21 protein-coding genes and 1 tRNA gene are annotated in these 24303 nt (G+C 64.9%); 18 read left to right on the forward strand and 4 right to left on the reverse strand.

Annotated features, from left to right (window positions below; genetic code table 11):
* The first annotated feature begins 39 nt into the window (after window positions 1-39).
* From scpA to EDC62_RS06325, 6 genes are read left to right on the forward strand one after another with little or no spacing between them, the layout of a single operon-like run.
* Window positions 40-2196 (forward strand): methylmalonyl-CoA mutase, encoded by a 2157-nt coding sequence (scpA, locus tag EDC62_RS06305; RefSeq protein ID WP_124221704.1) that lies wholly within the window; start codon window positions 40-42, stop codon window positions 2194-2196.
* On the forward strand, window positions 2193-3173 hold the full coding sequence (gene meaB, locus EDC62_RS06310) for a methylmalonyl Co-A mutase-associated GTPase MeaB (protein ID WP_170159028.1): 981 nt from the start codon (window positions 2193-2195) through the stop codon (window positions 3171-3173). Before scpA ends, meaB begins: the two co-directional genes overlap by 4 nt.
* A gap of 38 nt (window positions 3174-3211) precedes the next feature.
* Complete coding sequence (locus tag EDC62_RS06315; RefSeq protein ID WP_124221707.1) at window positions 3212-4744, forward strand: acyl-CoA carboxylase subunit beta; 1533 nt, start codon at window positions 3212-3214, stop codon at window positions 4742-4744.
* Between the two features lie 20 nt (window positions 4745-4764).
* Window positions 4765-5346, forward strand: a complete 582-nt coding sequence (locus EDC62_RS13290) for a biotin carboxylase N-terminal domain-containing protein (RefSeq protein WP_425469952.1) — start codon at window positions 4765-4767, stop codon at window positions 5344-5346.
* Window positions 5273-6817, forward strand: coding sequence for an ATP-binding protein (locus tag EDC62_RS06320; protein WP_425469953.1), 1545 nt, complete (start codon window positions 5273-5275; stop codon window positions 6815-6817). Before EDC62_RS13290 ends, EDC62_RS06320 begins: the two co-directional genes overlap by 74 nt.
* Window positions 6814-7326, forward strand: a complete 513-nt coding sequence (locus EDC62_RS06325) for a VOC family protein (protein WP_124221709.1) — start codon at window positions 6814-6816, stop codon at window positions 7324-7326. Before EDC62_RS06320 ends, EDC62_RS06325 begins: the two co-directional genes overlap by 4 nt.
* A 21-nt stretch (window positions 7327-7347) precedes the next feature.
* On the opposite strand, the gene EDC62_RS06330 is transcribed toward EDC62_RS06325, so the two are convergent.
* The 3 genes from EDC62_RS06330 to EDC62_RS06340 form a co-directional block, all read right to left on the reverse strand.
* On the reverse strand, window positions 7348-8022 hold the full coding sequence (locus EDC62_RS06330; RefSeq protein ID WP_124221711.1) for an RnfABCDGE type electron transport complex subunit B: 675 nt from the start codon (window positions 8020-8022) through the stop codon (window positions 7348-7350).
* 47 nt (window positions 8023-8069) lie between these two features.
* Entirely contained in the window at window positions 8070-9458 is a 1389-nt protein-coding gene (locus EDC62_RS06335; protein WP_124221713.1) for a polyhydroxyalkanoate depolymerase, read from the reverse strand.
* A gap of 540 nt (window positions 9459-9998) precedes the next feature.
* Window positions 9999-11195: an amino acid aminotransferase gene (locus tag EDC62_RS06340; RefSeq protein WP_124221716.1), complete on the reverse strand. Its 1197-nt coding sequence runs from the start codon at window positions 11193-11195 to the stop codon at window positions 9999-10001.
* Window positions 11196-11303: 108 nt separating this feature from the next.
* Here EDC62_RS06340 and uvrB point away from each other — a divergent pair, with 108 nt between their 5' ends.
* From uvrB to EDC62_RS06390, 10 genes are all read left to right on the forward strand, one after another.
* Window positions 11304-13412, forward strand: coding sequence for an excinuclease ABC subunit UvrB (uvrB, locus tag EDC62_RS06345; protein ID WP_124221718.1), 2109 nt, complete (start codon window positions 11304-11306; stop codon window positions 13410-13412).
* A gap of 142 nt (window positions 13413-13554) precedes the next feature.
* The gene (locus EDC62_RS06350) at window positions 13555-14094 is read left to right on the forward strand and encodes a Fe-S cluster assembly transcription factor (RefSeq protein ID WP_124221721.1); all 540 of its coding nucleotides are present in this window, start codon (window positions 13555-13557) and stop codon (window positions 14092-14094) included.
* A gap of 47 nt (window positions 14095-14141) precedes the next feature.
* Window positions 14142-15374, forward strand: coding sequence for an IscS subfamily cysteine desulfurase (locus EDC62_RS06355; RefSeq protein WP_281273833.1), 1233 nt, complete (start codon window positions 14142-14144; stop codon window positions 15372-15374).
* A 36-nt stretch (window positions 15375-15410) separates the two neighbouring features.
* Entirely contained in the window at window positions 15411-15797 is a 387-nt protein-coding gene (gene iscU, locus EDC62_RS06360) for a Fe-S cluster assembly scaffold IscU (RefSeq protein ID WP_124221723.1), read from the forward strand.
* 10 nt (window positions 15798-15807) lie between these two features.
* Window positions 15808-16131, forward strand: coding sequence for an iron-sulfur cluster assembly protein IscA (gene iscA / locus EDC62_RS06365; RefSeq protein WP_124221726.1), 324 nt, complete (start codon window positions 15808-15810; stop codon window positions 16129-16131).
* Window positions 16128-16688, forward strand: a complete 561-nt coding sequence (hscB, locus tag EDC62_RS06370; protein ID WP_245968777.1) for a Fe-S protein assembly co-chaperone HscB — start codon at window positions 16128-16130, stop codon at window positions 16686-16688. Before iscA ends, hscB begins: the two co-directional genes overlap by 4 nt.
* Before the next feature lie 65 nt (window positions 16689-16753).
* Entirely contained in the window at window positions 16754-18616 is a 1863-nt protein-coding gene (gene hscA, locus EDC62_RS06375; protein ID WP_124221728.1) for a Fe-S protein assembly chaperone HscA, read from the forward strand.
* Window positions 18617-18626: 10 nt separating this feature from the next.
* A complete protein-coding gene (gene fdx, locus EDC62_RS06380) occupies window positions 18627-18971 on the forward strand; it encodes an ISC system 2Fe-2S type ferredoxin (protein WP_124221730.1) in 345 nt (114 codons plus the stop codon).
* Window positions 18968-19666: a DNA polymerase III subunit epsilon gene (gene dnaQ / locus EDC62_RS06385; protein ID WP_124221733.1), complete on the forward strand. Its 699-nt coding sequence runs from the start codon at window positions 18968-18970 to the stop codon at window positions 19664-19666. Before fdx ends, dnaQ begins: the two co-directional genes overlap by 4 nt.
* 58 nt (window positions 19667-19724) lie before the next feature.
* Window positions 19725-19799, forward strand: a tRNA-Val gene (locus tag EDC62_RS06390).
* Window positions 19800-19938: 139 nt separating this feature from the next.
* Here the strand turns inward: EDC62_RS06390 and EDC62_RS06395 are convergent.
* On the reverse strand, window positions 19939-20526 hold the full coding sequence (locus EDC62_RS06395; protein WP_124221735.1) for a C40 family peptidase: 588 nt from the start codon (window positions 20524-20526) through the stop codon (window positions 19939-19941).
* 206 nt (window positions 20527-20732) lie between these two features.
* Between EDC62_RS06395 and acuI the strand changes: the two genes are divergently transcribed.
* Together acuI and EDC62_RS06405 are read left to right on the forward strand one after the other, a co-directional pair.
* A complete protein-coding gene (gene acuI / locus EDC62_RS06400; RefSeq protein WP_124221738.1) occupies window positions 20733-21716 on the forward strand; it encodes an acrylyl-CoA reductase (NADPH) in 984 nt (327 codons plus the stop codon).
* An 81-nt stretch (window positions 21717-21797) separates the two neighbouring features.
* Window positions 21798-24239 carry a Tex family protein gene (locus EDC62_RS06405; RefSeq protein ID WP_124221741.1) on the forward strand — a complete coding sequence of 814 codons (2442 nt, stop codon included), beginning with the start codon at window positions 21798-21800 and terminating at the stop codon, window positions 24237-24239.
* The last annotated feature ends 64 nt before the right edge of the window (window positions 24240-24303 follow it).

Here is a 24303-nt window from a genome sequence, read left to right on the forward strand (position 1 = left end):
TGATGTAGACTTGCCGCCAAAATTCCTCACGAGTGCCGCATGACCACGCCCAGCCCTGAATTCAAGCCCGCCACCCTCGACGACTGGAAAAAGGCCGCCGCAAAATCCGCGCCCGGCGGAGACGTCGAGGCTTTGACCTGGGTCACGCCCGACGGCATACGGGTCAAGCCGCTCTATACGGCGGTCGATTTGCAGGGGCTGCCCTATACCGACACCTTGCCCGGCTTCGAGCCCTTCATCCGCGGGCCACAGGCGACGATGTATGCGGTGCGCCCCTGGACGATCCGCCAGTACGCGGGCTTCTCGACCGCCGAAGAGTCCAACGCCTTCTACCGTAAGGCGCTCGCCGCCGGGGCGCAGGGCGTGAGCGTGGCGTTCGATCTGGCTACGCACCGCGGTTACGACAGCGACCACCCGCGGGTGGTGGGCGACGTGGGCAAGGCCGGGGTGGCGATCGATTCCGTCGAGGACATGAAGATCCTCTTCGACGGCATTCCGCTCGACAAGGTCAGCGTCAGCATGACCATGAACGGCGCGGTGTTGCCGGTGCTGGCGGGCTATGTGGTGGCTGCCGAAGAGCAGGGCGTGGCGCAAGACCAGTTGGCCGGGACCATCCAGAACGACATCCTCAAGGAGTTCATGGTCCGCAACACCTACATCTATCCGCCCGAGCCGTCGATGCGCATCATCGGCGACATCATCGAGTACACGGCCCAGCACATGCCGAAGTTCAACTCGATCAGCATTTCGGGTTATCACATGCAGGAGGCCGGGGCGAACCAGGCGCTGGAGTTGGCCTTCACGCTTGCCGACGGCAAGGAGTATGTGAAGACGGCGCTGGCCAAAGGGCTGGATGTGGATGCGTTTGCCGGGCGCCTTTCGTTCTTCTGGGCGATCGGGATGAATTTCTATCTCGAGATCGCCAAGATGCGCGCCGCGCGCTTGCTCTGGTGCCGCATCATGAAGGGCTTTGGCGCGAAGAACCCGAAGAGCCTGATGCTGCGCACACACTGCCAGACCAGCGGCTGGAGCCTGACCGAGCAGGACCCGTACAACAACATCGTGCGCACCACGATCGAAGCGATGGCCGCCGTGTTTGGTGGCACGCAAAGCCTGCACACCAACAGCTTCGACGAGGCGATTGCGCTGCCCACCGAGTTCAGCGCCCGCATCGCGCGCAACACGCAGCTCATCATCCAGGAAGAGACGCACATCACCAACGTCATCGACCCCTGGGCGGGCAGCTACCTGATGGAGAAGCTCACCCAGGACATGGCGGACGCAGCCTGGGCCATCATCGAGGAGGTCGATGCCATGGGCGGCATGACCCGCGCGGTCGACTCCGGCTGGGCCAAGCTCAAGATCGAGGCGGCCGCGGCCGAAAAGCAGGCGCGGATCGACTCGGGCAAAGACGTGATCGTGGGCGTGAACAAATACCGCCTCGAAAAGGAAGACCCGGTCGAAATCCTCGAGGTCGACAACGTCAAGGTGCGCGAGCAACAAATCGCGCGCCTGGCCCAAATCAAGGCGAGCCGCGACCCCGCCGCCGTGCAGGCTGCGCTCGACCGGCTGACCGAGTGCGCGCGCACCGGCCAGGGCAATCTGCTCGACCTGAGCATCCGGGCAATCCGGTTGCGCGCCACGGTGGGCGAGGTCAGCGACGCGCTGGAGAAAGTTTTCGGGCGCCACCGCGCCGACACACAGAAGGTGACCGGGGTGTACGCCGCCGCATACGATTCCGCCGAGGGCTGGGAACAGCTGCAAAAGGAAATCGCGCAGTTCGCCGAGGAACACGGCCGTCGGCCGCGCGTGATGATCGCCAAGCTCGGGCAGGACGGGCACGACCGGGGCGCCAAGGTGGTGGCCACGGCTTTTGCCGACCTGGGTTTCGACGTCGACATCGGCCCGCTGTTCCAGACGCCCGAGGAGTGCGCGCGCCAAGCGATCGAGAACGACGTGCACGCGATCGGCATCTCCACGCTCGCCGCGGGGCACAAGACGCTGGTGCCCGCGATCATCGAGGCCCTCAAACAACAAGGCGCGGAAGACATCATCGTCTTCGTCGGCGGCGTGATTCCGCGGCAGGACTATGAGTTTCTGTATGAGGCCGGGGTGAAGGGCATTTACGGCCCCGGCACGCCGATTCCAGCCAGCGCGAAAGACGTGCTCGAGCAGATCAAAAAGGCGCAGGCTTGAACATCGAGCGCATCGAGGCCGATCTGCTGCACGGCGCGCCCATGGCGCAACGCCGGGCGCTGGCCAAGGCCATCACCCTAATCGAATCGACACGGCCCGAGCACCGCGCCGAGGCCGATGCGCTGTTGACCGCCTTGCTGCCGCGCACGGGCGGCGCGTTTCGGCTCGGGCTCAGCGGTGTGCCCGGGGTGGGCAAAAGCACCTTCATCGAGGCGCTGGGGCTGTATCTGATCGACCAAGGGCATCGCGTCGCCGTGCTCGCGGTGGACCCGTCGTCGAGCGTTTCAGGGGGCTCCATTTTGGGCGACAAGACGCGTATGGAGCGGCTCTCGGTGCACGAGCGCGCGTTCATCCGGCCGAGCCCTTCGGGCGGCACGCTCGGCGGCGTGGCCGAGAAAACCCGCGAGACGATGCTGCTGTGCGAGGCCGCCGGCTACGACGTGGTGATCGTCGAAACCGTGGGCGTGGGGCAGAGCGAGACGGCGGTGGCCGGCATGACCGACGTCTTCGTCCTGATGCAACTGCCCAATGCCGGTGACGATCTGCAGGCGATCAAGAAGGGTGTGATGGAAGTCGCCGATCTGATCGTCATCAACAAGGCCGACCTCGACCCCGATGCGGCGACCCGCGCCGAGGCGCAGATCACCAGCGCGCTGCGGCTGTTCACGCAGCATGGACGCGCGAGCGAATGGCGGGCCCGTGTGCTGCGGCTGAGCGCGCTCAAAGGGCAGGGCATTCCTGAGTTCTGGGCGGCGGTGGCGGCCTATCGCGCCGCGCGCGACATCGCCGCGCGCCGGCGCGAGCAGGCGCTGGCCTGGATGTGGGAGCGCATCGACAGCGGTCTGCGCGAGGCCTTCCGCGCCCATCCCCGGGTGCGCGAACTGCTGCCCCGACTCAGCGCCGAGGTCAGCGCCGGCACGCTGCCGGCGTCGACTGCGGCAAGAAAACTGCTCGAAGCCAGCGCCAGCCGGTGCTAGGCTGCTCTTGATTTCATACCGAACGAGGAGACCTCTCCATGCACGACATCCTGGAACAACTCGAGAAGAAGCGCGCGGCCGCCCGCGAGGGCGGTGGGAAGAAGCGCATCGACGCACAGCACGCCAAGGGCAAGCTGACCGCCCGTGAGCGCATCGAGGTGCTGCTGGACGAGGGCAGCTTCGAAGAGTGGGACATGTTCGTCGAACACCGCTGCACCGACTTTGGCATGGCCGACAACAAGATCCCCGGCGATGGCGTGGTCACCGGCTACGGCATGATCAATGGCCGCCTGGTGTTCGTCTTCAGCCAGGACTTCACGGTGTTTGGCGGCGCGTTGTCCGAGGCGCATGCCGAGAAGATCTGCAAGATCATGGACCAGGCGATGAAGGTCGGCGCGCCGGTCATCGGCCTCAACGACTCGGGCGGTGCGCGCATCCAGGAGGGTGTGGCTTCGCTGGGCGGCTATGCCGAAGTATTCCAGCGCAACGTCATGGCCAGCGGCGTGATTCCGCAAATCAGCATGATCATGGGGCCGTGCGCAGGCGGCGCGGTGTATTCGCCGGCCATGACGGACTTCATCTTCATGGTCAAGGATTCGAGCTACATGTTCGTGACCGGCCCCGAGGTGGTGAAGACCGTGACGCATGAGGAGGTGACCGCCGAGGAGCTGGGCGGCGCGGTGACCCACACCACCAAGAGCGGCGTGGCCGACGGTGCGTTCGACAACGACGTCGAAGCCTTGCTGATGCTGCGCCGGCTGTTCAACTACCTGCCGCTCAACAACCGCGAGAAGCCACCGCTGCGCCCGAGCGGCGACCCCGTGGATCGGGCCGAGCTCAGCCTCGACACCCTGGTGCCCGACAACCCCAACAAGCCCTATGACATGAAGGAGTTGATCTTGAAGACCGTCGACGACGGCGACTTCTTCGAGATTCAGCCCGAAAACGCCAAGAACATCATCGTCGGCTTCGCGCGCATGGACGGGCAGACGGTGGGCATCGTGGCCAACCAGCCGCTGGTGCTGGCGGGATGCCTGGACATCAAGAGCAGCATCAAGGCCGCGCGCTTCGTTCGCTTCTGCGACGCCTTCAACATCCCGGTCGTCACCTTCGTCGACGTGCCCGGCTTCATGCCCGGCACTTCGCAAGAGTACGGCGGCATCATCAAGCACGGCGCCAAGCTGCTCTACGCGTATGCCGAATGCACCGTGCCGAAAATTACGGTCATCACCCGCAAAGCCTATGGCGGCGCCTATGACGTCATGGCTTCCAAGCACCTGCGTGGCGACGTGAACCTGGCGTGGCCGAATGCCGAGATTGCCGTGATGGGTGCCAAGGGTGCGGTGGAGATCATCTTCCGCGAGGACAAGAAGGACCCGGCCAAGCTCGCCGAGCGTGAAGCCGAATACAAGCGCCGCTTCGCCAACCCCTTCGTCGCCGCCGAGCGCGGCTACATCGACGACGTCATCCTGCCGCACGAAACCCGCAAGCGCATTTGCCGCAGCCTGGTGATGCTCAAAGACAAGAAGCTCGAAAACCCGTGGCGCAAGCACGGGAACATTCCGCTGTAAGACCCGAGGAGTCGAACCCCATGTTCCAAAAGATCCTGATTGCCAACCGCGGCGAGATCGCCTGCCGGGTCATCACCACGGCGAAGAAGATGGGCATCCAGACGGTCGCCGTGTATTCCGAGGCCGACCGCGATGCGCGGCATGTGCTGCTCGCCGACGAGGCGGTGTGCATCGGGCCGGCGCCCAGCCGCGAGAGCTATCTGGTGGCCGACAAAATCCTCGCCGCCGCCAAGCAGACCGGCGCGCAGGCCATCCATCCAGGCTATGGCTTCCTGTCGGAAAACGAAGACTTTGCGCGCCGCGTCGAAGAAGAGGGCCTGGTGTTCATCGGCCCGAAGCACTACTCGATCGCGGCCATGGGCGACAAGATCGCCTCCAAGAAGCTCGCCACCGAAGCCGGTGTGAACACCATCCCCGGTTGGAACGACGCGATCGAATCGCCCGAGCGGGCAGTCGAAATCGCCCGCAGCATCGGTTACCCCGTGATGATCAAGGCGAGCGCGGGGGGGGGGCGGCAAAGGCCTGCGCGTGGCCTTCAACGACAAGGAAGCGCTCGAGGGCTTCACCTCCTGCCGCAACGAGGCGCGCAACAGCTTCGGTGACGACCGGGTGTTCATCGAGAAATACGTGCTCGAACCCCGGCACATCGAAATCCAGGTGCTCGGCGACGCGCACGGCAACGTGGTCTACCTCCATGAGCGCGAATGCTCGATCCAGCGCCGCCACCAAAAAGTCATCGAGGAGGCGCCCAGCCCCTTCATCAGCGACGCCACCCGCCGCGCCATGGGCGAGCAGGCCGTGGCCTTGGCCAAGGCGGTCAACTACCAGAGCGCAGGCACCGTGGAGTTCGTGGTCGGCAAAGACCAGGATTTCTATTTCCTCGAGATGAACACCCGGCTTCAGGTCGAGCACCCAGTGACGGAGTGCATCACCGGCCTCGACCTCGTGGAGCTGATGATCCGCGTTGCCGCTGGCGAAAAGCTGCCGATCACGCAGGCCGACGTCCGGCGCGAGGGCTGGGCGATCGAGTGCCGCATCAACGCCGAAGATCCGTTCCGAAACTTCCTGCCGTCGACCGGGCGCCTCGTGCGTTTCAAACCACCGAAGGAATCGATGTGGCAGGCCGACACCACCCATCGCTATGGCGTGCGCGTCGACACCGGCGTGTTCGAGGGCGGCGAGATCCCGATGTACTACGACTCGATGATCGCCAAGCTCATCGTCCACGGCACCGATCGCGCCGACGCGATCGCGCGCATGCGCGAGGCGCTCAACGGCTTCGTGATCCGCGGCGTACAGAGCAACATCCCGTTCCAGGCGGCGCTGCTGGCGCATCCGAAGTTCGTCTCCGGCGCGTTCAACACCGGCTTCATCGCCGAGCACTATCCGCACGGTTTCACCGCGCATGACGTTGCGCACGAGGATCCGTCCTTCTTGCTTGCGCTCGCGGCCTATGTGCGGCGCAAATCGCGCTCGCGGGCCGCGGGCATCACCGGGCGGCTGCCGGGCTATGCCGCGCCGGAGCACCGGGACATGGTCGTCGTGACGCTGGCTGAGGATGGCCAGCATGTGCACACGCCGGTCGAAATCGACGATTTCGATGGCATTTCCGGCCGGGCCCGGGTCAAACTGGGCACCCAGTGCTATGAAATCGAAAGCACCTCCAGGCTCAACGACATCGTGTTCACCGGCACCGTCAACGGCCAGCCGTTCACGGCTCAGGTCGAGCGCGGGGACGCCCAACACCCACTGGCCTACCGCATTGGGCACAACGGGCGACGCATCGACACGCTGGTGCTGAGCCCGCGGGTGGCCGAGCTGTTCCGCCTGATGCCGTTCAAGGCGCCGCCGGACATGAGCCGCTTCGTGCTCTCCCCGATGCCGGGCTTGCTGGTCGAGGTGTCGGTCGCGCCGGGGCAGAAGGTGCAGGCGGGCGAGCGCATCGCCGTGATCGAAGCCATGAAGATGGAGAACGTTCTGTTCGCCAGTGCCGATGGGGTCGTGGCCAAGGTGCTCGCCTCGAAGGGCGAATCGCTCGCCGTCGATCAACCGATCGTGGAGTTCGCCGCATGAACGCCGCAGCAATACCCCCGCAGGCGCCCGAGCGACCGTTCAAAGTCCTCGGCATCCAGCAAATCGCCATCGGCGCGCCCGACAAAGCGCAGCTGCGGCGCCTCTGGGTGGACCTGCTCGGACTCGAGCTGACCGGTCACTTTGCGAGCGAACGGGAAAATGTCGACGAAGACATTTGCGCGATCGGCAGCGGCCCCTACAAGGTCGAGGTGGATCTGATGCAGCCGCTGGACCCCGAAAAGAAGCCGGCGGTTCACACGACGCCGCTCAACCACGTGGGCCTGTGGATCGACGATTTGCCCGCCGCCGTGGCCTGGCTCAGTAGCCAGGGCGTGCGGTTTGCGCCGGGCGGCATCCGCCCTGGGGCGGCGGGTTTCGACATTTGCTTTTTGCACCCCAAGGGCAATGAGGAATTCCCCATCAGTGGGGAAGGGGTGTTGATCGAGCTGGTTCAGGCTCCACCCGAGGTGGTGCGCGCGTTTGCCGCGCTGGCTCAGGCGCCCGGCTGACCCACCCGATTCGTCACAGGCTCAGGCGTTCTTCACGCCTTCGAGTCTGGCCCGCGCGCGGGCCAGTGCCGCCTCGACCACCGCGCGCTTTTTCTCGAGCACCGCAGGGTCGGTCAGCCGGGAATGCCCCGGCAAATCGGCAAGCTTGGCTTCGGCTTCGGCGACATGCCGCTCGACGCGTGCGCGCTCCTCGTGCGCCAGCCGCTCGCGGTGGGCCGCATAGCGGCGACGCGAGCGCTCGGCCTGTTCAGATGACCACGCAGCCCAGCCCGTCGCCGCGCCACTGATGTTTTCGAGGCGGATGCAGTCGACCGGGCAGACGGGGATGCACAGCTCGCAGCCGGTGCACTCGGCTTCGAGCACGGTGTGCATCCGTTTGTGCGTACCGACGATCGCATCGACCGGGCAGGCTTTGATGCACAGCGTGCAACCGATGCACCAGTCCTCGTCGATCCAGGCGACGCTGCGCGCCTGCTCCACCCCGCAGTCCGGGTCGAGCGGCGCGGGCTCGCGCCCACACAAGGCCGCCAGCCGAGCGATGCCTTCAGCGCCCCCGGGCGGGCAGCGGTTGATCGCCGCACCCTCGCGCGCTATGGCGTCGGCGTAGTGGGCGCAGTCGGGATAGCCGCAGCGCTGACACTGGGTTTGCGGCAGAGCGTCGTCGAGTTGGCGGGCCAGCCGTTCAAGCGCGCTCATCGAGCCGATTCCTTCAAGGGGTCAGGGACTGGGCCAAGCTCAGCCTCTCAGGCCGCAGAAGTCCGCCGGCCTTTGCGCACGGGCGGGGCGGCTTCGGCGCTCGCTTCGGCGGGCGCGGATACGGCTGCTTCGACCGGGGCGACCTCAGTCGCCGCCGGCGGGTTCACGAACGTGCGTTGATGCTCGGCGATGAAATCCCGCACGTGCGGGTAGACCCGCTCGCGCCAGCGGCGGCCGCTGAAGATGCCGTAGTGGCCCGCCCCTTCGACGACGAGGTGGTGCTGTTCCTTGCGGACGATGCCCGTGCAGAGGTCGTGCGCCGCCTCCGTCTGGCCGGAGCCGGAAATATCGTCGAGTTCACCCTCGATCGTCAGCAGCGCCGTGTCCTTGATGTCTTGCGGCCGCACGCGCTCGAGCGTGCCGTCGGGCGCGCGGACGTCCCAGGTTCCGTGGACGAGCTTGAACTCCTGAAACACCGTGCGGATGGTTTCGAGGTAATAGTTCGCATCCATGTCGAGTACGGCGTTGTACTCGTCATAGAACTTGCGATGCGCCTCGGCGCTGGCATCGTCGCCTTTGATGAGGTTGCGGAAATAGTCGTAGTAGCTGGTCGCATGCCGATCCGGGTTCATCGCGACGAAGCCCGTGTACTGCAAGAAACCGGGGTAGACGCGTCGGCCCGCGCCGGGAAAATTCGGCGGCACGCGGTAAATGACGTTGTTTTCGAACCAGCTGAAGCTGCGCTTCATCGCCAGATTGTTCACTGCCGTGGGCGAGCGGCGCGCATCGATCGGGCCGCCCATCATGGTCATCGTCAGCGGCGTGCGTTCACCGCGCGAGGCCATCAGCGACACGGCGGCGAGCACCGGCACCGTCGGCTGGCAGACGCTCACCACATGGCAGTTGCCATATTGGGCCTGGAGATGGCGGATGAATTCCTGCACATAGTGGACATAGTCGTCGAGGTGGAACTCCCCCTCCGACAGCGGCACCATGCGGGCGTTTTTCCAGTCGGTGATGTAGACCTTGTGGTCCTGGAGCATGGTGCGCACGGTGTCGCGCAGCAGCGTGGCGTAGTGCCCCGACAAGGGCGCAACGATCAGAACCGGCGGCTGGCCCTTGAGTTTTTCCAGTGTCTTGGGGTCGTCGCTGAAGCGCTTGAAACGACGCAGCTCGCAAAACGGCTTGTCGATCTCCACGCGCTCATGGATCGCCACCTCCACCCCATCGACGGGCACCGTATGGATGCCGAACTGCGGCTTTTCATAGTCCTTCCCCAGGCGGTGCAGCAAGGCATAGCCCGCAGCGATGCGTTGCGCCATGGGCATCTGGCCAAAGGGCGACAGCGGGTTGGAAAACAGCTTGGCGTTCGCCTGTGCAAGGTCGGCAAAGGGCTCGATGAAAGCCCGTTGGGTTTCGTAGATCTGGTAGAGCATCGTGGCCTGCGAAAAGAATTGTTGCAGTGCAATATAACCGATATGGCCAGACGCTGCATCGGGATCATCCCGCGCGCAACGCCCTCAGAACGGTCCATTTTTGATCGCAAGAGCTGAGAGGCTGAGAGGGAATTGACCATGCCCGCTTTGACGTCTCAAAACACGCCCGAGGGCGTTGCAAATGCGCGCCGTAGCCCGAGCTACGGCTGTGCTTTGCGCCTACTCGGACGCGTTTTAGGGCAACGCTGAACAAGTCCCTCGCGCGTCGCGCATCCCGGCTGCGGGCGGTCTGCTTCGTTGCAAATCCTCGCCATAGCTGCGGCTATGGCTGCGGTTTGCGCCTCGCATACCATCCCGCGGCCGGGCGCGCGCCATCGCGGGAACTTATTCAGCGTTGCCTTAGGGCACCCCTTCGGGCACGCCCAATTCCCTCTCAGCCTCTGACCAGTTCACGCTGGGATCCCGCGAAAAAAGCAGAAAACCGCCCGCAGGCGGCTTTCATGCGTGTCACAGCCAGTGCAGGCCGGCTTCCAGAGCGCGTCAGACCACCGCGGCGATGGCCTTGCACACGTAGTCGATGTTCTTGCTGTTGAGCGCCGCCACGCACATGCGGCCGGTGTCGGTGCCGTAAACCCCAAACTCGTTGCGCAGCCGCACCATCTGCTCTTTGGTGAGGCCGCTGTAGCTGAACATGCCGATTTGCCGCGTGATGAAGCTCATGTCTTGCTGCACGCCGGCAGCCTTCAGCCCGTCCACGAGCCGTTGCCGCATCGACTTGATGCGCACGCGCATCTCGCCCAATTCCCGCTCCCAGAGCGCGCGGAGCTCAGGGTTGCCCAGCACGCCGACCACGATCGACCCGCCATGCGTTGGCGGGTTGGAGTAGTTGGTGCGAATGACGATCTTGAGCTGGCTGAGCACGCGGTCGGCCTCGTCCTTGCTGCGGCTGACCACCGAGAGCGCGCCCACACGCTCGCCGTAGAGGCTGAAACTCTTGGAGAACGAGGTGGAGACGAAAAACTCCATGCCCGTGGCGACGAATTTTTGAATCACCGCGCCGTCCTCGGCCAAACCAAAGCCAAAGCCCTGGTATGCCATGTCGAGGAAGGGAATCAGCCCACGGGACTGCACCACCTCGATGACCTGATCCCACTGGCCGGCGTCGAGGTCATAACCCGTGGGGTTGTGGCAGCAGGCGTGCAGCACGACGATGCTGCCGGGCGTGGCGGCGCGCAGGCTCTTGAGCATGCCCGCGAAATTCAGGCCACGGCGCTCGGCGTCGTAATACGCGTAAGTGCCCACGTCGAAGCCCGCGGCCGAAAAGAGCGCACGGTGGTTTTCCCAGCTCGGGTCGGAAATCAGCACCTGGGCCGTGGGGTTGAGCTTCTTGAGGAAGTCGGCGCCGATCTTCAGCCCGCCGGTGCCGCCGAGCGCCTGCACCGTCACGACGCGCCCCGACTGCACGGGCTCGCTGTCGGCACCGAACACCAGCGCCTTGACGCCCTGGTTGTAGGCCACGATGCCATCGATCGGCAGGTAGCCACGCGGCTTGGGCGCAGCCATCAGGGTTTGTTCGGCCTGGCGCACGCACTCGAGCAGCGGCAACTTGCCGTTGTCGTCGAAATAGACGCCCACGCCGAGGTTGACCTTGTTCGGGTTCGGATCGGCGTTGAACTGTTCGTTGAGCCCCAGAATGGGATCGCGGGGGGCCATTTCGACGGCGGAAAACAAGGACATGGTGTAGAGCCTGGCGTGGGTTGAGGGACGGAATTGGCACCGCGGGGCACCGGGAAAACCCGCGATTTTACCGACCTCCGGTCGGCATTCGCGGGATACTCTCGAGCCATGATCGAAACGCAATCGCCTCCCACCGAGCGTCCTGGCCGCTTCGTGCGCTTTCCGGGCTCGCCCTTCGAGTTGTACCAGCCGTATCCGCCGGCGGGCGACCAGCCCGAGGCGATCGAGCGGCTCGTCGAAGGGGTGCGTGACGGCGAAGTGTTTCAAACCTTGCTCGGCGTGACGGGCTCGGGCAAGACCTACACCATGGCCAACGTGATCGCGCGCCTGGGGCGCCCGGCCATCGTGTTCGCGCCGAACAAAACCCTGGCGGCGCAGCTCTATTCGGAGTTTCGCGAGTTCTTCCCGAAAAACGCGGTGGAGTACTTCGTCAGCTATTACGACTACTACCAGCCCGAAGCCTATGTGCCGCAGCGCGATCTGTTCATCGAAAAGGACAGCGCCATCAACGAGCACATCGAGCAGATGCGGCTGTCGTGCACCAAGAGCGTGATGGAGCGGCGCGATGTGGTCATCGTCGCCACCGTCAGCGCCATTTATGGCATTGGTAACCCGGAGAGCTACCACCGCATGGTAATGACGCTGCGCACCGGCGACCGCATGGGGCAGCGCGACATCATTGCGCAGCTCATCCGCATGCAATACCAGCGCAACGACCAAGACTTTACCCGTGGCAAGTTCCGGGTACGCGGCGACACCATCGACGTCTTTCCTGCGGAGCACTCGGAGCTGGCGATCCGCATCGAACTCTTCGACGACGAGGTCGAAAGCCTGCAGCTATTCGACCCGCTGACCGGCCGCGTCAAACAGCGGATTCCGCGCTTCACCGTCTACCCGAGCAGCCACTACGTCACCCCGCGTGACCAGGTGCTCGCGGCGGTCGAGAGCATCAAGCTCGAGCTCGACCAACGACTGAAGGAGTTGGTGGGCATGGGCAAGCTCGTCGAAGCGCAACGGCTCGAGCAGCGCACCCGCTTCGACCTCGAAATGCTCAGCGAAGTCGGTCACTGCAAAGGGATCGAAAACTACAGCCGGCACCTCTCGGGCGCCGCGCCGGGCGAGCCCCCCAGCACCTTGACCGACTACCTGCCGAGCGACGCCGTGATGTTCCTCGACGAGAGCCATGTGCTCATCGGCCAACTCGGTGGCATGTACAACGGCGACCGCGCGCGCAAGACCACGCTGGTCGAATACGGCTTTCGGCTCCCCTCGGCGCTCGACAACCGGCCGCTGAAGTTCGAGGAGTTCGAGCGCCGCATGCGGCAGTGCATCTTCGTCTCGGCCACGCCGGCCGAGTACGAGCGCACCCACTCGGGACAGGTGGTGGAGCAGCTGGTGCGCCCGACCGGGCTCGTCGACCCCGAAGTCGAGGTGCGCCCGGCCACCCACCAGGTCGACGATGTGTTGCAGGAAATCCGCCTGCGCGTGGAGCGGCGCGAGCGGGTGCTGATCACCGTGCTCACCAAGCGCATGGCCGAGCAGCTGACCGACTACCTGAACGAAAACGGCGTCAAGGTGCGCTACCTGCATTCCGACGTGGACACGGTCGAGCGGGTCGAAATCATCCGTGACCTGCGGCTCGGCAGCTTCGACGTGCTCGTCGGCATCAACCTCTTGCGCGAGGGGCTCGACATCCCCGAGGTGAGCCTGGTCGCGATCCTCGACGCCGACAAAGAGGGCTTCCTGCGCTCCGAGCGCAGCCTGATTCAAACCATCGGCCGTGCCGCACGCAATGTGCATGGCCGGGCGATCCTGTACGCAGACCGGGTGACCGACTCCATGCGGCGTGCCATCGAGGAAACCGAGCGCCGACGGCGCAAGCAAGTCGCACACAACCTGGAACACGGCATCACGCCGCGGGGCATCATCAAAGAGGTCCGTGACCTCATCGACGGTGTCTACAGTGAAAAAGCCGGCCGCGAGCTCGAGCGGCTCGAACAGGACCAGCGCGCGAGGGGAGAGATCGAGGCGCTCAGCGAGAAGGAAGTCGCGCGTGAGATCAAGCGTCTCGAAAAGCAGATGCTCGCCTTTGCGAAAGACCTGGAATTCGAGAAAGCGGCGGCTGTGCGCGATCAGCTCCAACGCCTCAAAGAGCGGACCTTCGGTGCCGTCGTGCAAGATACCGCCAGCATGGCACCCGAGGATGCGGCACCATGAACGCAATGGTTCACCGAGTTACCGAGAAGTTTATAAAGCAGAGTGGTTTTGTCGGATATCTGTTATACTTGACGCCGTCACTCGGGAATGACTGGGGCATCCTCCATTCCAGGTCCCGCGTGGCGTGCTCAAGGAGTCAGCCATGCGCCTCACCACCAAAGGACGGTTTGCCGTTACTGCCATGATCGATCTGGGCTTGCGCCAGGCCGCGGGGCCGGTTACTTTGGCCGCCATCAGCCAGCGGCAGCATATTTCGCTTTCCTATCTGGAGCAGCTTTTCGGGAAGCTGCGCCGCAACGGGTTGGTCGAGTCGACGCGTGGGCCGGGCGGTGGCTACACGCTGGGCCGCCCCGCCGAAGAGATCACGGTGGCCGACATCATTCTGTCGGTCGATGAGCCGATCGACGCTACCCATTGTGGCGGCAAAGAAAACTGCCAAGGCGAGGCCGGTCGTTGCATGACGCACGACCTCTGGTCGGCCCTCAATGATCGCATGCTGGAGTTTCTCCAGTCCGTGACCCTCCAGAGCTTGGTCGACCAGCAAAGAGCGCAAGGTGTCTCGCTCGACAATCACCGCGCGCCGAAGCGGGCCATTGCCCCGATGCCTTCCAGCGTCAAGCCCGTACGGGTCAACGCCCCGAATTCGGTGTTCGCGCTGGGTGCCGCTCTGGCCAAGGGCTGAACGTTCGAACCCACCGACCCGATATTTTTTTCCGAAAGGCTGAGCCCATGTCCCACGCCCTGTCCCGTCCTGATTCGATGCCCATTTACCTCGACTACGGTGCCACCACGCCGGTGGATCCGCGGGTGGTCGAAGCCATGCTGCCCTGGCTGCACACCCACTTCGGCAACCCGGCCTCGCGCAGCCATGCCTGGGGCTGGGAAGCGGAGGAAGCGGTCGAAAAAGCCCGTGCACAGGTCGCAGCCCTGATCGGCGCCGATCCGCGCGAGATCGTCTGGACCAGCGGCGCCACCGAGTCGAACAACCTGGCCCTCAAAGGTGCGGCGCACTTTTATCAAGGCAAGGGCAAGCACCTCATCACCGTCAAGACCGAGCACAAGGCCGTGCTCGACACCATGCGTGAACTCGAGCGCCAAGGCTTCGAAGTGACCTATCTGCCGGTGCAGGAAGACGGTTTGCTCGACCTCGATCGATTCAAGGACGCGATCCGCCCCGACACCATCCTGGCCAGTGTCATGCTGGTCAACAATGAGATCGGCGTGATCCAGGACATCCCGGAAATCGGCCGCATCTGCCGCGAGAAGGGTGTCCTGCTGCATGTCGACGCGGCCCAGGCCACCGGCAAGGTTGACATCGATCTCTCGACGCTGCCTGTGGATTTGATGAGCCTCGCGTCGCACAAAACCTATGGCCCCAAGGGCATCGGCGCGCTCTACGTGCGGCGCAAGCCCCGGGTCCGCCTCGAGGCGCAGATGCACGGCGGCGGTCATGAGCGCGGCCTGCGTTCGGGCACCTTGCCCACGCATCAGTGTGTGGGCATGGGCGAAGCGTTCCGGATCGCGAAGCTCGAAATGGCTGAGGACAATGCCCGGGTTCGCGCGCTGCATGAGCGCATGCTTGCCGGACTGAAGGATGTCGAGCAGGTATTTCTCAATGGGCATCCAACCCGGCGCGTGCCGCACAACCTCAACCTGAGCTTCAACTTCGTCGAGGGCGAATCGCTCATCATGGGGGTCAAGGGTTTGGCCGTCTCGAGCGGGTCGGCCTGCACCTCGGCCTCGCTCGAACCCAGCTATGTGCTGCGCGCGCTCGGCCGCAGCGATGAGCTCGCGCACAGCAGCCTGCGGATCACCATGGGTCGCTGGACCACCGAGCAAGAAGTCGATTACGCCGTCCAGACCATCCGCGAAAACGTGGCGCGTCTGCGCGAACTCAGTCCCCTTTGGGAGATGTACCAAGAAGGGGTCGATCTATCCACCATTCAATGGGCCGCCCATTGATCGCCCATTGACCGCTTGATTCAGGAGGAATTCATCATGGCTTATTCCCAAAAGGTCGTCGACCATTACGAGAACCCGCGCAACGTCGGTTCTTTCGACAAGAACGATGAAAGCGTCGGCACCGGCATGGTGGGTGCCCCCGCCTGCGGTGACGTGATGAAGCTGCAGATCAAGGTCAACCCCGAGACCGGCGTGATCGAAGACGCGCGCTTCAAAACCTATGGCTGTGGTTCGGCCATCGCCTCGAGCTCGCTCGTGACCGAATGGGTCAAGGGCAAGACGCTCGACGAAGCGGCTCAGCTCAAAAACAGCCAGATTGCCGAAGAACTGGCCTTGCCTCCGGTGAAAATCCACTGCTCGATCCTGGCCGAAGATGCGATCAAGGCCGCGGTCGAGGATTACAAGAAAAAACACGCCAGCTAAAGGGGGCCCGATGGCCATCACGTTGACCGAAGCCGCTGCGGCGCACATCAAGAAATACCTCAGTCGTCGCGGCAAAGGGGTTGGGGTTCGTCTCGGTGTCAAGACCACCGGGTGCTCCGGCCTGGCCTACAAGCTCGAGTACGTCGACGAAATCGCGCCGGAGGACTTGGTGTTCGAGCAACACGGCGTCAAGGTCATCATCGATCCCAAGAGCTTGGCCTACATCGACGGCACCGAGCTCGACTTCGTGCGCGAGGGCCTCAACGAAGGCTTCCGGTTCAACAACCCGAACGAGCGTGACCGCTGCGGGTGTGGCGAGAGCTTCAGGGTTTGACGCAGGTGCAGGCGACGGAAACCACGCTCCATTCGGACGACTTCGCGCTGTTCGGACTGCCGCGGCGCTTCGCCCAGGACCCGGCGGAAATCGATGCCCGGTGGAAGGCTTTGCAGCGGCAGGCCCATCCGGACCGCTTTGCGAGTCAGGGCGAAGCCGCGCAACGACTCGCGATGCAGTGGGCGGTTCGAATCAACGAGGCGCGGCAGCGCTTGCTCGATCCGGTGCGGCGGGCGGCCTATCTGTGTAGCCTCGACGGCTTTCCGGTTCGAGCCGAAGACAACACGGCGATGCCGCCGGCCTTCCTGATGCAGCAAATGGCCTGGCGCGAAGCGCTCGAGGATGCGCAGGATGCGCAGGCCTTGGAAGCCTTGCGTGCGGAGATCGAAGCGGCGCGCGCGCGAACGCTCGCCGCGGTTGAGCAGGCACTCGACACCCATCACGACCCCAAGGCTGCGGCCGAGGCGGTTCGACAACTCATGTTCATCGACCGGATACGGCAGGCGCTGCTGCAAAAGCAGCATGAGTTGGCGGAGGCCCGCGAGCGGCGCCGCTGACGCGCCAGCAGGACCATCCAAACGGCTCTGCGCGACCGTAGCCGCGGCGACTCCATCATTCATTCATGGCACTCCTCCAAATTTCCGAACCCGGGCAAACACCCGATCCCCACGCCCGCCGCATCGCAGTGGGCATCGACCTGGGGACGACGCACTCCCTCGTCGCGGCCGTCCGCCACGGCACGCCCGAGTGCCTGCCGGACGCCCAAGGACGGGTTTTGCTCCCGTCCGTGGTGCGTTATCTGCCCGACGGGCGACGCGTGGTGGGCGACGAAGCGCTGGCCGCGGCGGCGACCGACCCGCAGAACACCATCGTTTCGGTCAAGCGTTTCATGGGAAGGCGGCAGGCCGACATTGCCGAACGGGAGCGTTTGCCCTACCGCTTCGTCGACCGCCCCGAAATGGTCGCCATCGAGACGGTCCAAGGCGTGAAAACGCCGGTCGAGGTGAGCGCGGAGATCCTCGCGACGCTGCGGCAGCGTGCCGAGGACAGCTTCGACTCGGATTTGTACGGCGCCGTCATCACCGTACCCGCTTATTTCGACGATGCCCAACGGCAGGCGACGAAGGATGCGGCGCTGCTTGCGGGCTTGAAGGTGCTGCGGCTCATCAATGAGCCGACGGCAGCAGCCGTGGCCTATGGGCTGGACAACGCGAGTGAGGGCATCTACGCGGTCTTTGACCTCGGAGGGGGAACCTTCGACGTCTCGATCCTGCGCATGAGCTCAGGCGTTTTCGAGGTGCTCGCCACCGGTGGTGATTCGGCGCTCGGCGGCGACGACTACGACCGCGCCTTGGCCGCCTGGCTGCTGGAGCGTGCGCCCGAACTGGGCAGCGCAGACCCCGAAAGCCAGGCGCACCTGCGGCTGGCGGCTCGCCGGGTCAAAGAGCGTTTGAGTTCGGCCGATACGGTCGCTTTGCGCGAAGTCTGGCCCGAGGCTGGGCGCGACCTCAGCGTGACACGCGCCGAGTTCGAGGCGGCAACCCAGCCGCTCACCGAGCGCTGCATGGCCGTGGTGCGCCGCACCTTGCGTGATGCGCAGCTCGCGCCAGCCGACATTCAGGGCGTGGTGATGGTGGGTGGCTCGACCCGCATGCCGCAAGTTCAGCGGGGGGTGGCCGATTTCTTCGGGCGGGAGCCGCTCAACAACCTCAACCCGGACGAGGTGGTGGCGCTCGGCGCGGCGATTCAGGCCAACCAGCTCGCAGGCAACGACCCGAGTGGCGATTTGTTGTTGCTCGATGTCATTCCGCTTTCGCTCGGCATCGAGACCATGGGGGGCTTGGTCGAGCGCATCATTCCGCGCAACACACCCATCCCCACGGCCATGGCGCAGGACTTCACCACGTACAAGGATGGTCAGACCGCGCTGGCGCTGCATGTGGTGCAAGGCGAGCGCGACCTGGTTGCCGACTGCCGTAGCCTTGCGCGCTTCGAGCTGCGCGGCATTCCCGCTATGGCAGCGGGTGCGGCGCGGATTCGCGTGACCTTCACCGTCGATGCCGACGGCTTGCTGCATGTGCATGCCCAAGAGCTGACGAGCGGTGTCGAGGCCGCGATCGATGTCAAACCGTCTTATGGCCTGTCCGACGAACAGATCGCCCGGATGCTGCAGGAAAGCTTTTCGACCGCGCAGGCCGATATGAAGGCGCGCGCGCTCGTCGAGGCACGGGTCGACGCCGACCGTCTGCTGCTGGCCACGCGCAGCGCCATCGAGCAAGACGGCGCGCTGTTGTTGCCAGGCGAGCGCGAGCGCATCGAGGAGCGCATGGAGGCGCTGCAAAGGACCGTCGAGGCGGCCAACGATGCGCCATCGATCGAGGCCGCGAGCCAGGCGCTGGCGACCGAGACGGAGGCTTTCGCCGCCCGGCGCATGAACGCCGGGATCCAGAGGGCGCTGGCTGGCCAGCGTCTCGACACGCTTTGAAAGGGCACCCATGCCTGTGATCCAAATCCTTCCCCACCCGGAATATTGTCCCCAGGGGGCGACCGTCTCGGCCCCTGCGGGCACGTCGATCTGCGAGGCGCTGCTCGACAACGGCATTCCGATCGAACACGCCTGTGAGATGAGCTGCGCCTGTACCACCTGCCATGTCATCGTGCGCAAGGGGTACGACAGCCTCAATCCCACCGAGGAGTGCGAGGACGACATGCTCGACCGCGCTTGGGGGCTGGAGCCCCAGTCGCGCTTGTCCTGTCAGGCCATCCTGGCGCAGCAAGACCTGGTGATCGAGATTCCGCGGTATTCGATCAACCACGCCAAAGAGGGTGCGCCGACATGAGTCGCCAGATCGTGCTCGACACCGAGACCACTGGCCTGTCGGCCGCGGCCGGAGACCGCATCATCGAAATCGGCTGCGTCGAGTTGGTCAACCGCAAACTCACAGGCAACAACCTGCACCTGTACCTGAACCCGGAGCGCGACAGCCACGAAGATGCGCTCAAGGTGCATGGAATCAGCAACGAATTTCTGCGCGACAAACCGCGCTTTGCCGAGGTGGTCGACACGGTGCTCGACTATCTGCGGGGGGCAGAGCTGATCATCCACAACGCCGACTTCGACCTGGGCTTCCTGAACAAGGAGCTCGAGTTGCTCGGCCGCGAGCCCCTGGAGCAGCACATTGCTGGTGTGATCGACACCTTGCGGCTGGCCAAGCAGCAGTTTCCAGGTAAACGCAACAGCCTCGATGCGCTTTGTGACCGTCTGGGCGTAGACAACTCGCACCGCACGCTACACGGCGCCTTGCTCGATGCCGAACTGTTGGCCGAGGTCTACATCGGTTTGACCCGCGGCCAGGATGCCTTGCCGATCGAGGGTGAAGAGGAGCTTGCCGCCGATGGGGCCCGTGTGAGCATCGACCTGCGGCAATTCGAATTGCCGGTGATCGAGCCCAACGAGGCCGAACGGCTGGCGCACCAGGCGGTGCTGGCCGAACTGGACAAGGCCAGCGGTGGCCGCACTCTTTGGGTGCGCTGAAAATCCTGTGGCATAATCCAACGCTTCGCAGCGCTGCCTGATCCGTCGGGCAGGGCAGGGGTGATTAGCTCAGTGGTAGAGCACTGCCTTCACACGGCAGGGGTCGCAGGTTCGAACCCTGCATCACCCACCAACCCATTCTGTTTTCCCGACAAGAAAGCCCGCTCATGCGGGCTTTTTCTTTGCTTGCATCGGTCCCGTCTTCGCGCGGATGCGACGCCCGCTCGCAGCCAGGCACCGGGGGCCCAAGAACCAGTCGGTGTTGGACGGGCTTACTGGCTGCTCTCGCCGTCTCGGAGGGTGCTGATGACGCGTCGCGCGCCGTTGAATCGCGTGCGCCAATACGCCTCACGCATATCCTCGACCCGCACCTTGGCGCCGGAGCGTGGGGCGTGGATGAATTTGCCTTCACCCAAGTAGATCCCGACGTGACTGAAAGCACGGCGCATGGTGTTGAAGAAAACCAGATCGCCGGGTTGGAGTTCTTCGCGGTCGATGACTTGCGTCACCTGCGCCTGTTCGCTCGCGCGATGGGGCAACACTAAGCCCACGGTTTGTTCGTAGACTTTGCGGACGAATCCACTGCAGTCGAAGCCGGTCTCGGCCGAGTTCCCGCCGCGCCGGTAGGGGACACCCAGAAAGCCCATGGCGTTTTCAACCAGGCCCGAGGCGGTGTCGCCCAGGCTGGTTCGGACTTGCGTCAGGCTGCTGACCAGTCGTTCACCGACCCGGCCGACAAGGCCCGGCGCAGGCGCGGAAGTGGACGCACTGGGCGCGTCTGGGGTGGCGCTAGGCGTGGGCACAGGCTCTGCCACCACCGCGCTGCCACAAAGCAGCAGGCTGAGGATCAAAATTCGCATCGGGTCGAGCTTACGGCTTGCTTCATCAGAAGTCAAATGAAGATCGAGCTATAAGGCCTTGTTTTTCAAAATTTCGGACTTCATGAACTCCCCGATGAACGGAATTTTCGACACGCCGAAAGCTTCGCGGCACAATCCCGTATTCCCGCAGTGGCCGCCTTACAGCGCGCCGCCTCAGAGCGATTGACCCCCCAGCTTTGTAGACCATGTTCCAAGCCCTGCTCCTAGAAAAAGACGAGGCCGGCTTTCGCGCCGGCATCCGTAGCCTCGACGAAGCGCTGCTTCCTCCTGACGATGTGCTCGTGCGTGTCGATTGGTCGACGCTCAATTACAAGGATGGCTTGGCCATCACGAACCGGGCGCCGGTCGTGCGGCAGTGGCCGATGGTGGCAGGCATCGATGGCGCCGGGGAGGTGGTGGAGTCGTCTCATCCCGATTGGAAGACGGGTGACGCTTTCATTCACAACGGCTGGGGCGTCGGCGAGACGCATTGGGGGTGTCTGGCCGAAAAGGCGCGCTTGCCTGGTGGGTGGTTGGTGCGTCTGCCGCAGGGCTTGAGCGCGCGGCAGGCCATGGCCATCGGCACGGCGGGCTACACGGCGATGCTGTGCGTGCTGGCACTCGAAGATCATGGCGTTCAGCCAGGCGACGGCGAGGTGCTCGTCACTGGGGCTACGGGCGGTGTGGGCAGTGTGGCCGTCGCGTTGCTCGGTCGGCTGGGGTACCGCGTGGTCGCCGCCACCGGCAAGATGCAGCAAGCCGCGTACCTGCACCGGCTCGGCGCGGCTACGGTCATCGACCGGGCTGAACTCGCCGCGCCGGGCAAGCCGTTTCAGAAGGAGCGGTGGGCCGGTGTGGTCGATGCGGTGGGCTCGCACACGCTGGCCAATGCGCTGGCGCAGACCCGCTATGGCGGTGTCGTGGCGGCGTGTGGGCTGGCCCAGGGCAATGACCTGCCGACGACGGTGTTGCCGTTCATCTTGCGTGGTGTGACGCTGGTGGGCATCGATTCGGTGATGGCGCCGCTCGCGCGCCGCGAACGCGCCTGGGCGCGGCTGGCCCGCGACCTCGACCCGGCTTTGCTCGAAGCCATGACGGAGGAAGTGCCGCTGTCCGCTGCCATTGAGCGCGCGCATGCACTCATGGCAGGGCAAGTGCGCGGCCGCATCGTGGTGCGTATCGGCGGCTGAGGCCGCGCGGAAGCCGCCTTCCCGGCCGGGCGACGCTCGGCCGGCGTGGCCTTTCTCGAACCTGAATTTCCTCGTGTTTGTATGACGACTGAATTTTCGAACGCCGGGGCCGCGACCGCGGCCAGCGGCGCGCGTGGCTTGCCCGCGCAGACCGAACAACGCATCACCGCGCAGATTGCGGAGGAATTGCGCGTGGCCGCTCGCCAGGTACAAGCGGCGGTGGACCTGCTCGACGGCGGCGCGACCGTGCCGTTCATCGCCCGTTACCGCAAGGAGGCCACTGGAGGGCTCGACGATGTGCAGCTGCGCGAGCTCGAGGCGCGTCTGGGCTATTTGCGCGAGTTGGAGGAGCGCCGCGCCGCGGTGCTCAAGAGCATCGACGAGCAGGGCAGGCTCACACCGGCGCTGCGCGCTGCGATCGAAGCCGCGCCGACCAAGCAGGAGCTCGAAGACCTCTATTTGCCCTACAAACCGAAGCGCCGCACCAAGGGCATGATCGCCCGTGAAGCGGGCCTCGAGCCGCTGGCGCAGCGACTGTTCGCGGACCCAAGCCTCGACCCAACGACGGAGGCTCAGGCCTATCTGCGCCCGGCCGGCAGCGTCGAAGGTGCCGACTTTTCGACGGTCGCGGCCGTGCTCGATGGCGTGCGGGATTTGCTCTCCGAAAGCTGGGCCGAGGACGCCCGCCTGGTGCAAAACCTGCGCGAGTGGCTGTGGGCCGAGGGTGTGCTGCGCAGCCAGCGCGTCGAAGGCAAGGACGAGCACGCGCCCGAAGTCGCGAAGTTCCGCGACTATTTCGACTACGCGGAGCCGATCGGCCGGGTGCCTTCGCACCGGGCGCTCGCGGTGCTCCGCGGGCGCAGCCAGGAGGTGTTGCAGGTCAAACTCGCGTTGCCCGTAGAGCCCGAGCCCGGCCAGCCGAGCGTCGCCGAGGGCCGTATCGCCCAGCATTTGGGCTGGAGCCACCAGGGGCGACCCGGCGACGCGTTGATTCGCAAATGCATCGCCTGGACCTGGCGGGTCAAGCTCAGCCTTTCGATCGAGCGCGACCTGCTCACCCGCCTGCGCGAGGAGGCGGAGAAAGTCGCGATCAAGGTGTTTGCCGACAACCTGCGGGATCTGTTGCTGGCCGCGCCCGCCGGCCCGAAGCCGGTCATGGGGCTCGATCCGGGCATCCGCACGGGCGTGAAAGTGGCGGTGGTCGATGCCACCGGCAAGCTCGTCGACACCGCTACGGTCTATCCGCACGAGCCTCGCAAGGACTGGGACGGCGCCCTCCACACGCTCGCCCGTTTGTGCGAAAAGCATCGGGTGGCTCTGATCGCCATCGGCAACGGCACCGCCAGCCGCGAGACCGACCGGCTGGCCGCCGACGTGCTCAAATTCTTGCAAAAAACCGCCGATGCCGGCGCAGAATGGTCACCTTCTGCTCTGAAAAAGATAGTCGTCAGCGAGGCAGGCGCGTCGGTCTATTCGGCCAGCGAATACGCCAGCCAGGAGTTGCCCGACGTCGATGTGAGCCTGCGTGGCGCGGTGAGCATCGCGCGGCGGCTGCAGGACCCGCTGGCCGAGCTGGTGAAGATCGACCCCAAGAGCATCGGCGTGGGCCAATACCAGCATGACGTGAACCAAAGCGCGCTGGCCCGCACGCTCGACGCCGTGGTGGAAGACTGCGTGAATCATGTCGGGGTGGACCTCAACACCGCCAGCGTGCCGCTGCTGGCGCGGGTCTCGGGCCTCACGCCGGGCGTGGCGCGCGCCGTGGTGCGCTGGCGCGAAGCGCATGGCGCGTTTCGCAACCGGCGGCAGTTGCTCGAGGTCAGCGGCCTCGGCCCCAAGACCTTCGAGCAAAGCGCCGGCTTCTTGCGCATCCGAGGCGGCGACAACCCGCTCGACATGACCGGCGTGCACCCCGAAACCTACCCGGTCGTCGAAAAAATCATTGCCGCGACCGGGCAGCCCGTCGATGCGCTCATGGGGCGAGCCGAACTCCTCAAAAGCCTCAAGCCCGAGCGTTTTGCGGACGAACGCTTTGGCCCGATCACGGTCCGTGACATCCTGGGTGAACTCGAAAAGCCCGGCCGCGACCCTCGCCCCGACTTCAAGGTGGCGCGCTTCAACGAGGGGGTTGAAGCGCTGCAAGACCTCCAGCCCGGCATGATCCTGGAGGGGACGGTCAGCAACGTCGCGGCCTTCGGTGCGTTCGTGGATCTGGGCGTGCATCAGGACGGGTTGGTGCATGTGAGCCAGCTCAGTCACAGGTTCGTCAGCGACGCGCGCGAGGTGGTCAAGACCGGCGACATCGTCAAGGTCAAGGTACTCGAGGTCGACACTGCCCGGGGGCGCATCAGCCTGACGATGAAGCTTGACACGGCACCGGCCCGGCGCGACGCCGCGCGCGAAAACCGCTACGAGCCTGCCGGCCGCGCCGGTGCACGCGCCGCACGCGGCGAGCCGGTCTCGACGAGCACCGCGATGGCCAGTGCGTTCGCGCGATTGCGCCAGACCGGCGCCCACCGCTGACACTCCAAAAACCGTAGCGCCAATCGACCGAAAGACGCCGGCAATCTGCCAAAATCGTCCAAAA

The organism is Tibeticola sediminis, from assembly GCF_003843835.1.
GTDB lineage: Bacteria > Pseudomonadota > Gammaproteobacteria > Burkholderiales > Burkholderiaceae_C > Tibeticola > Tibeticola sediminis.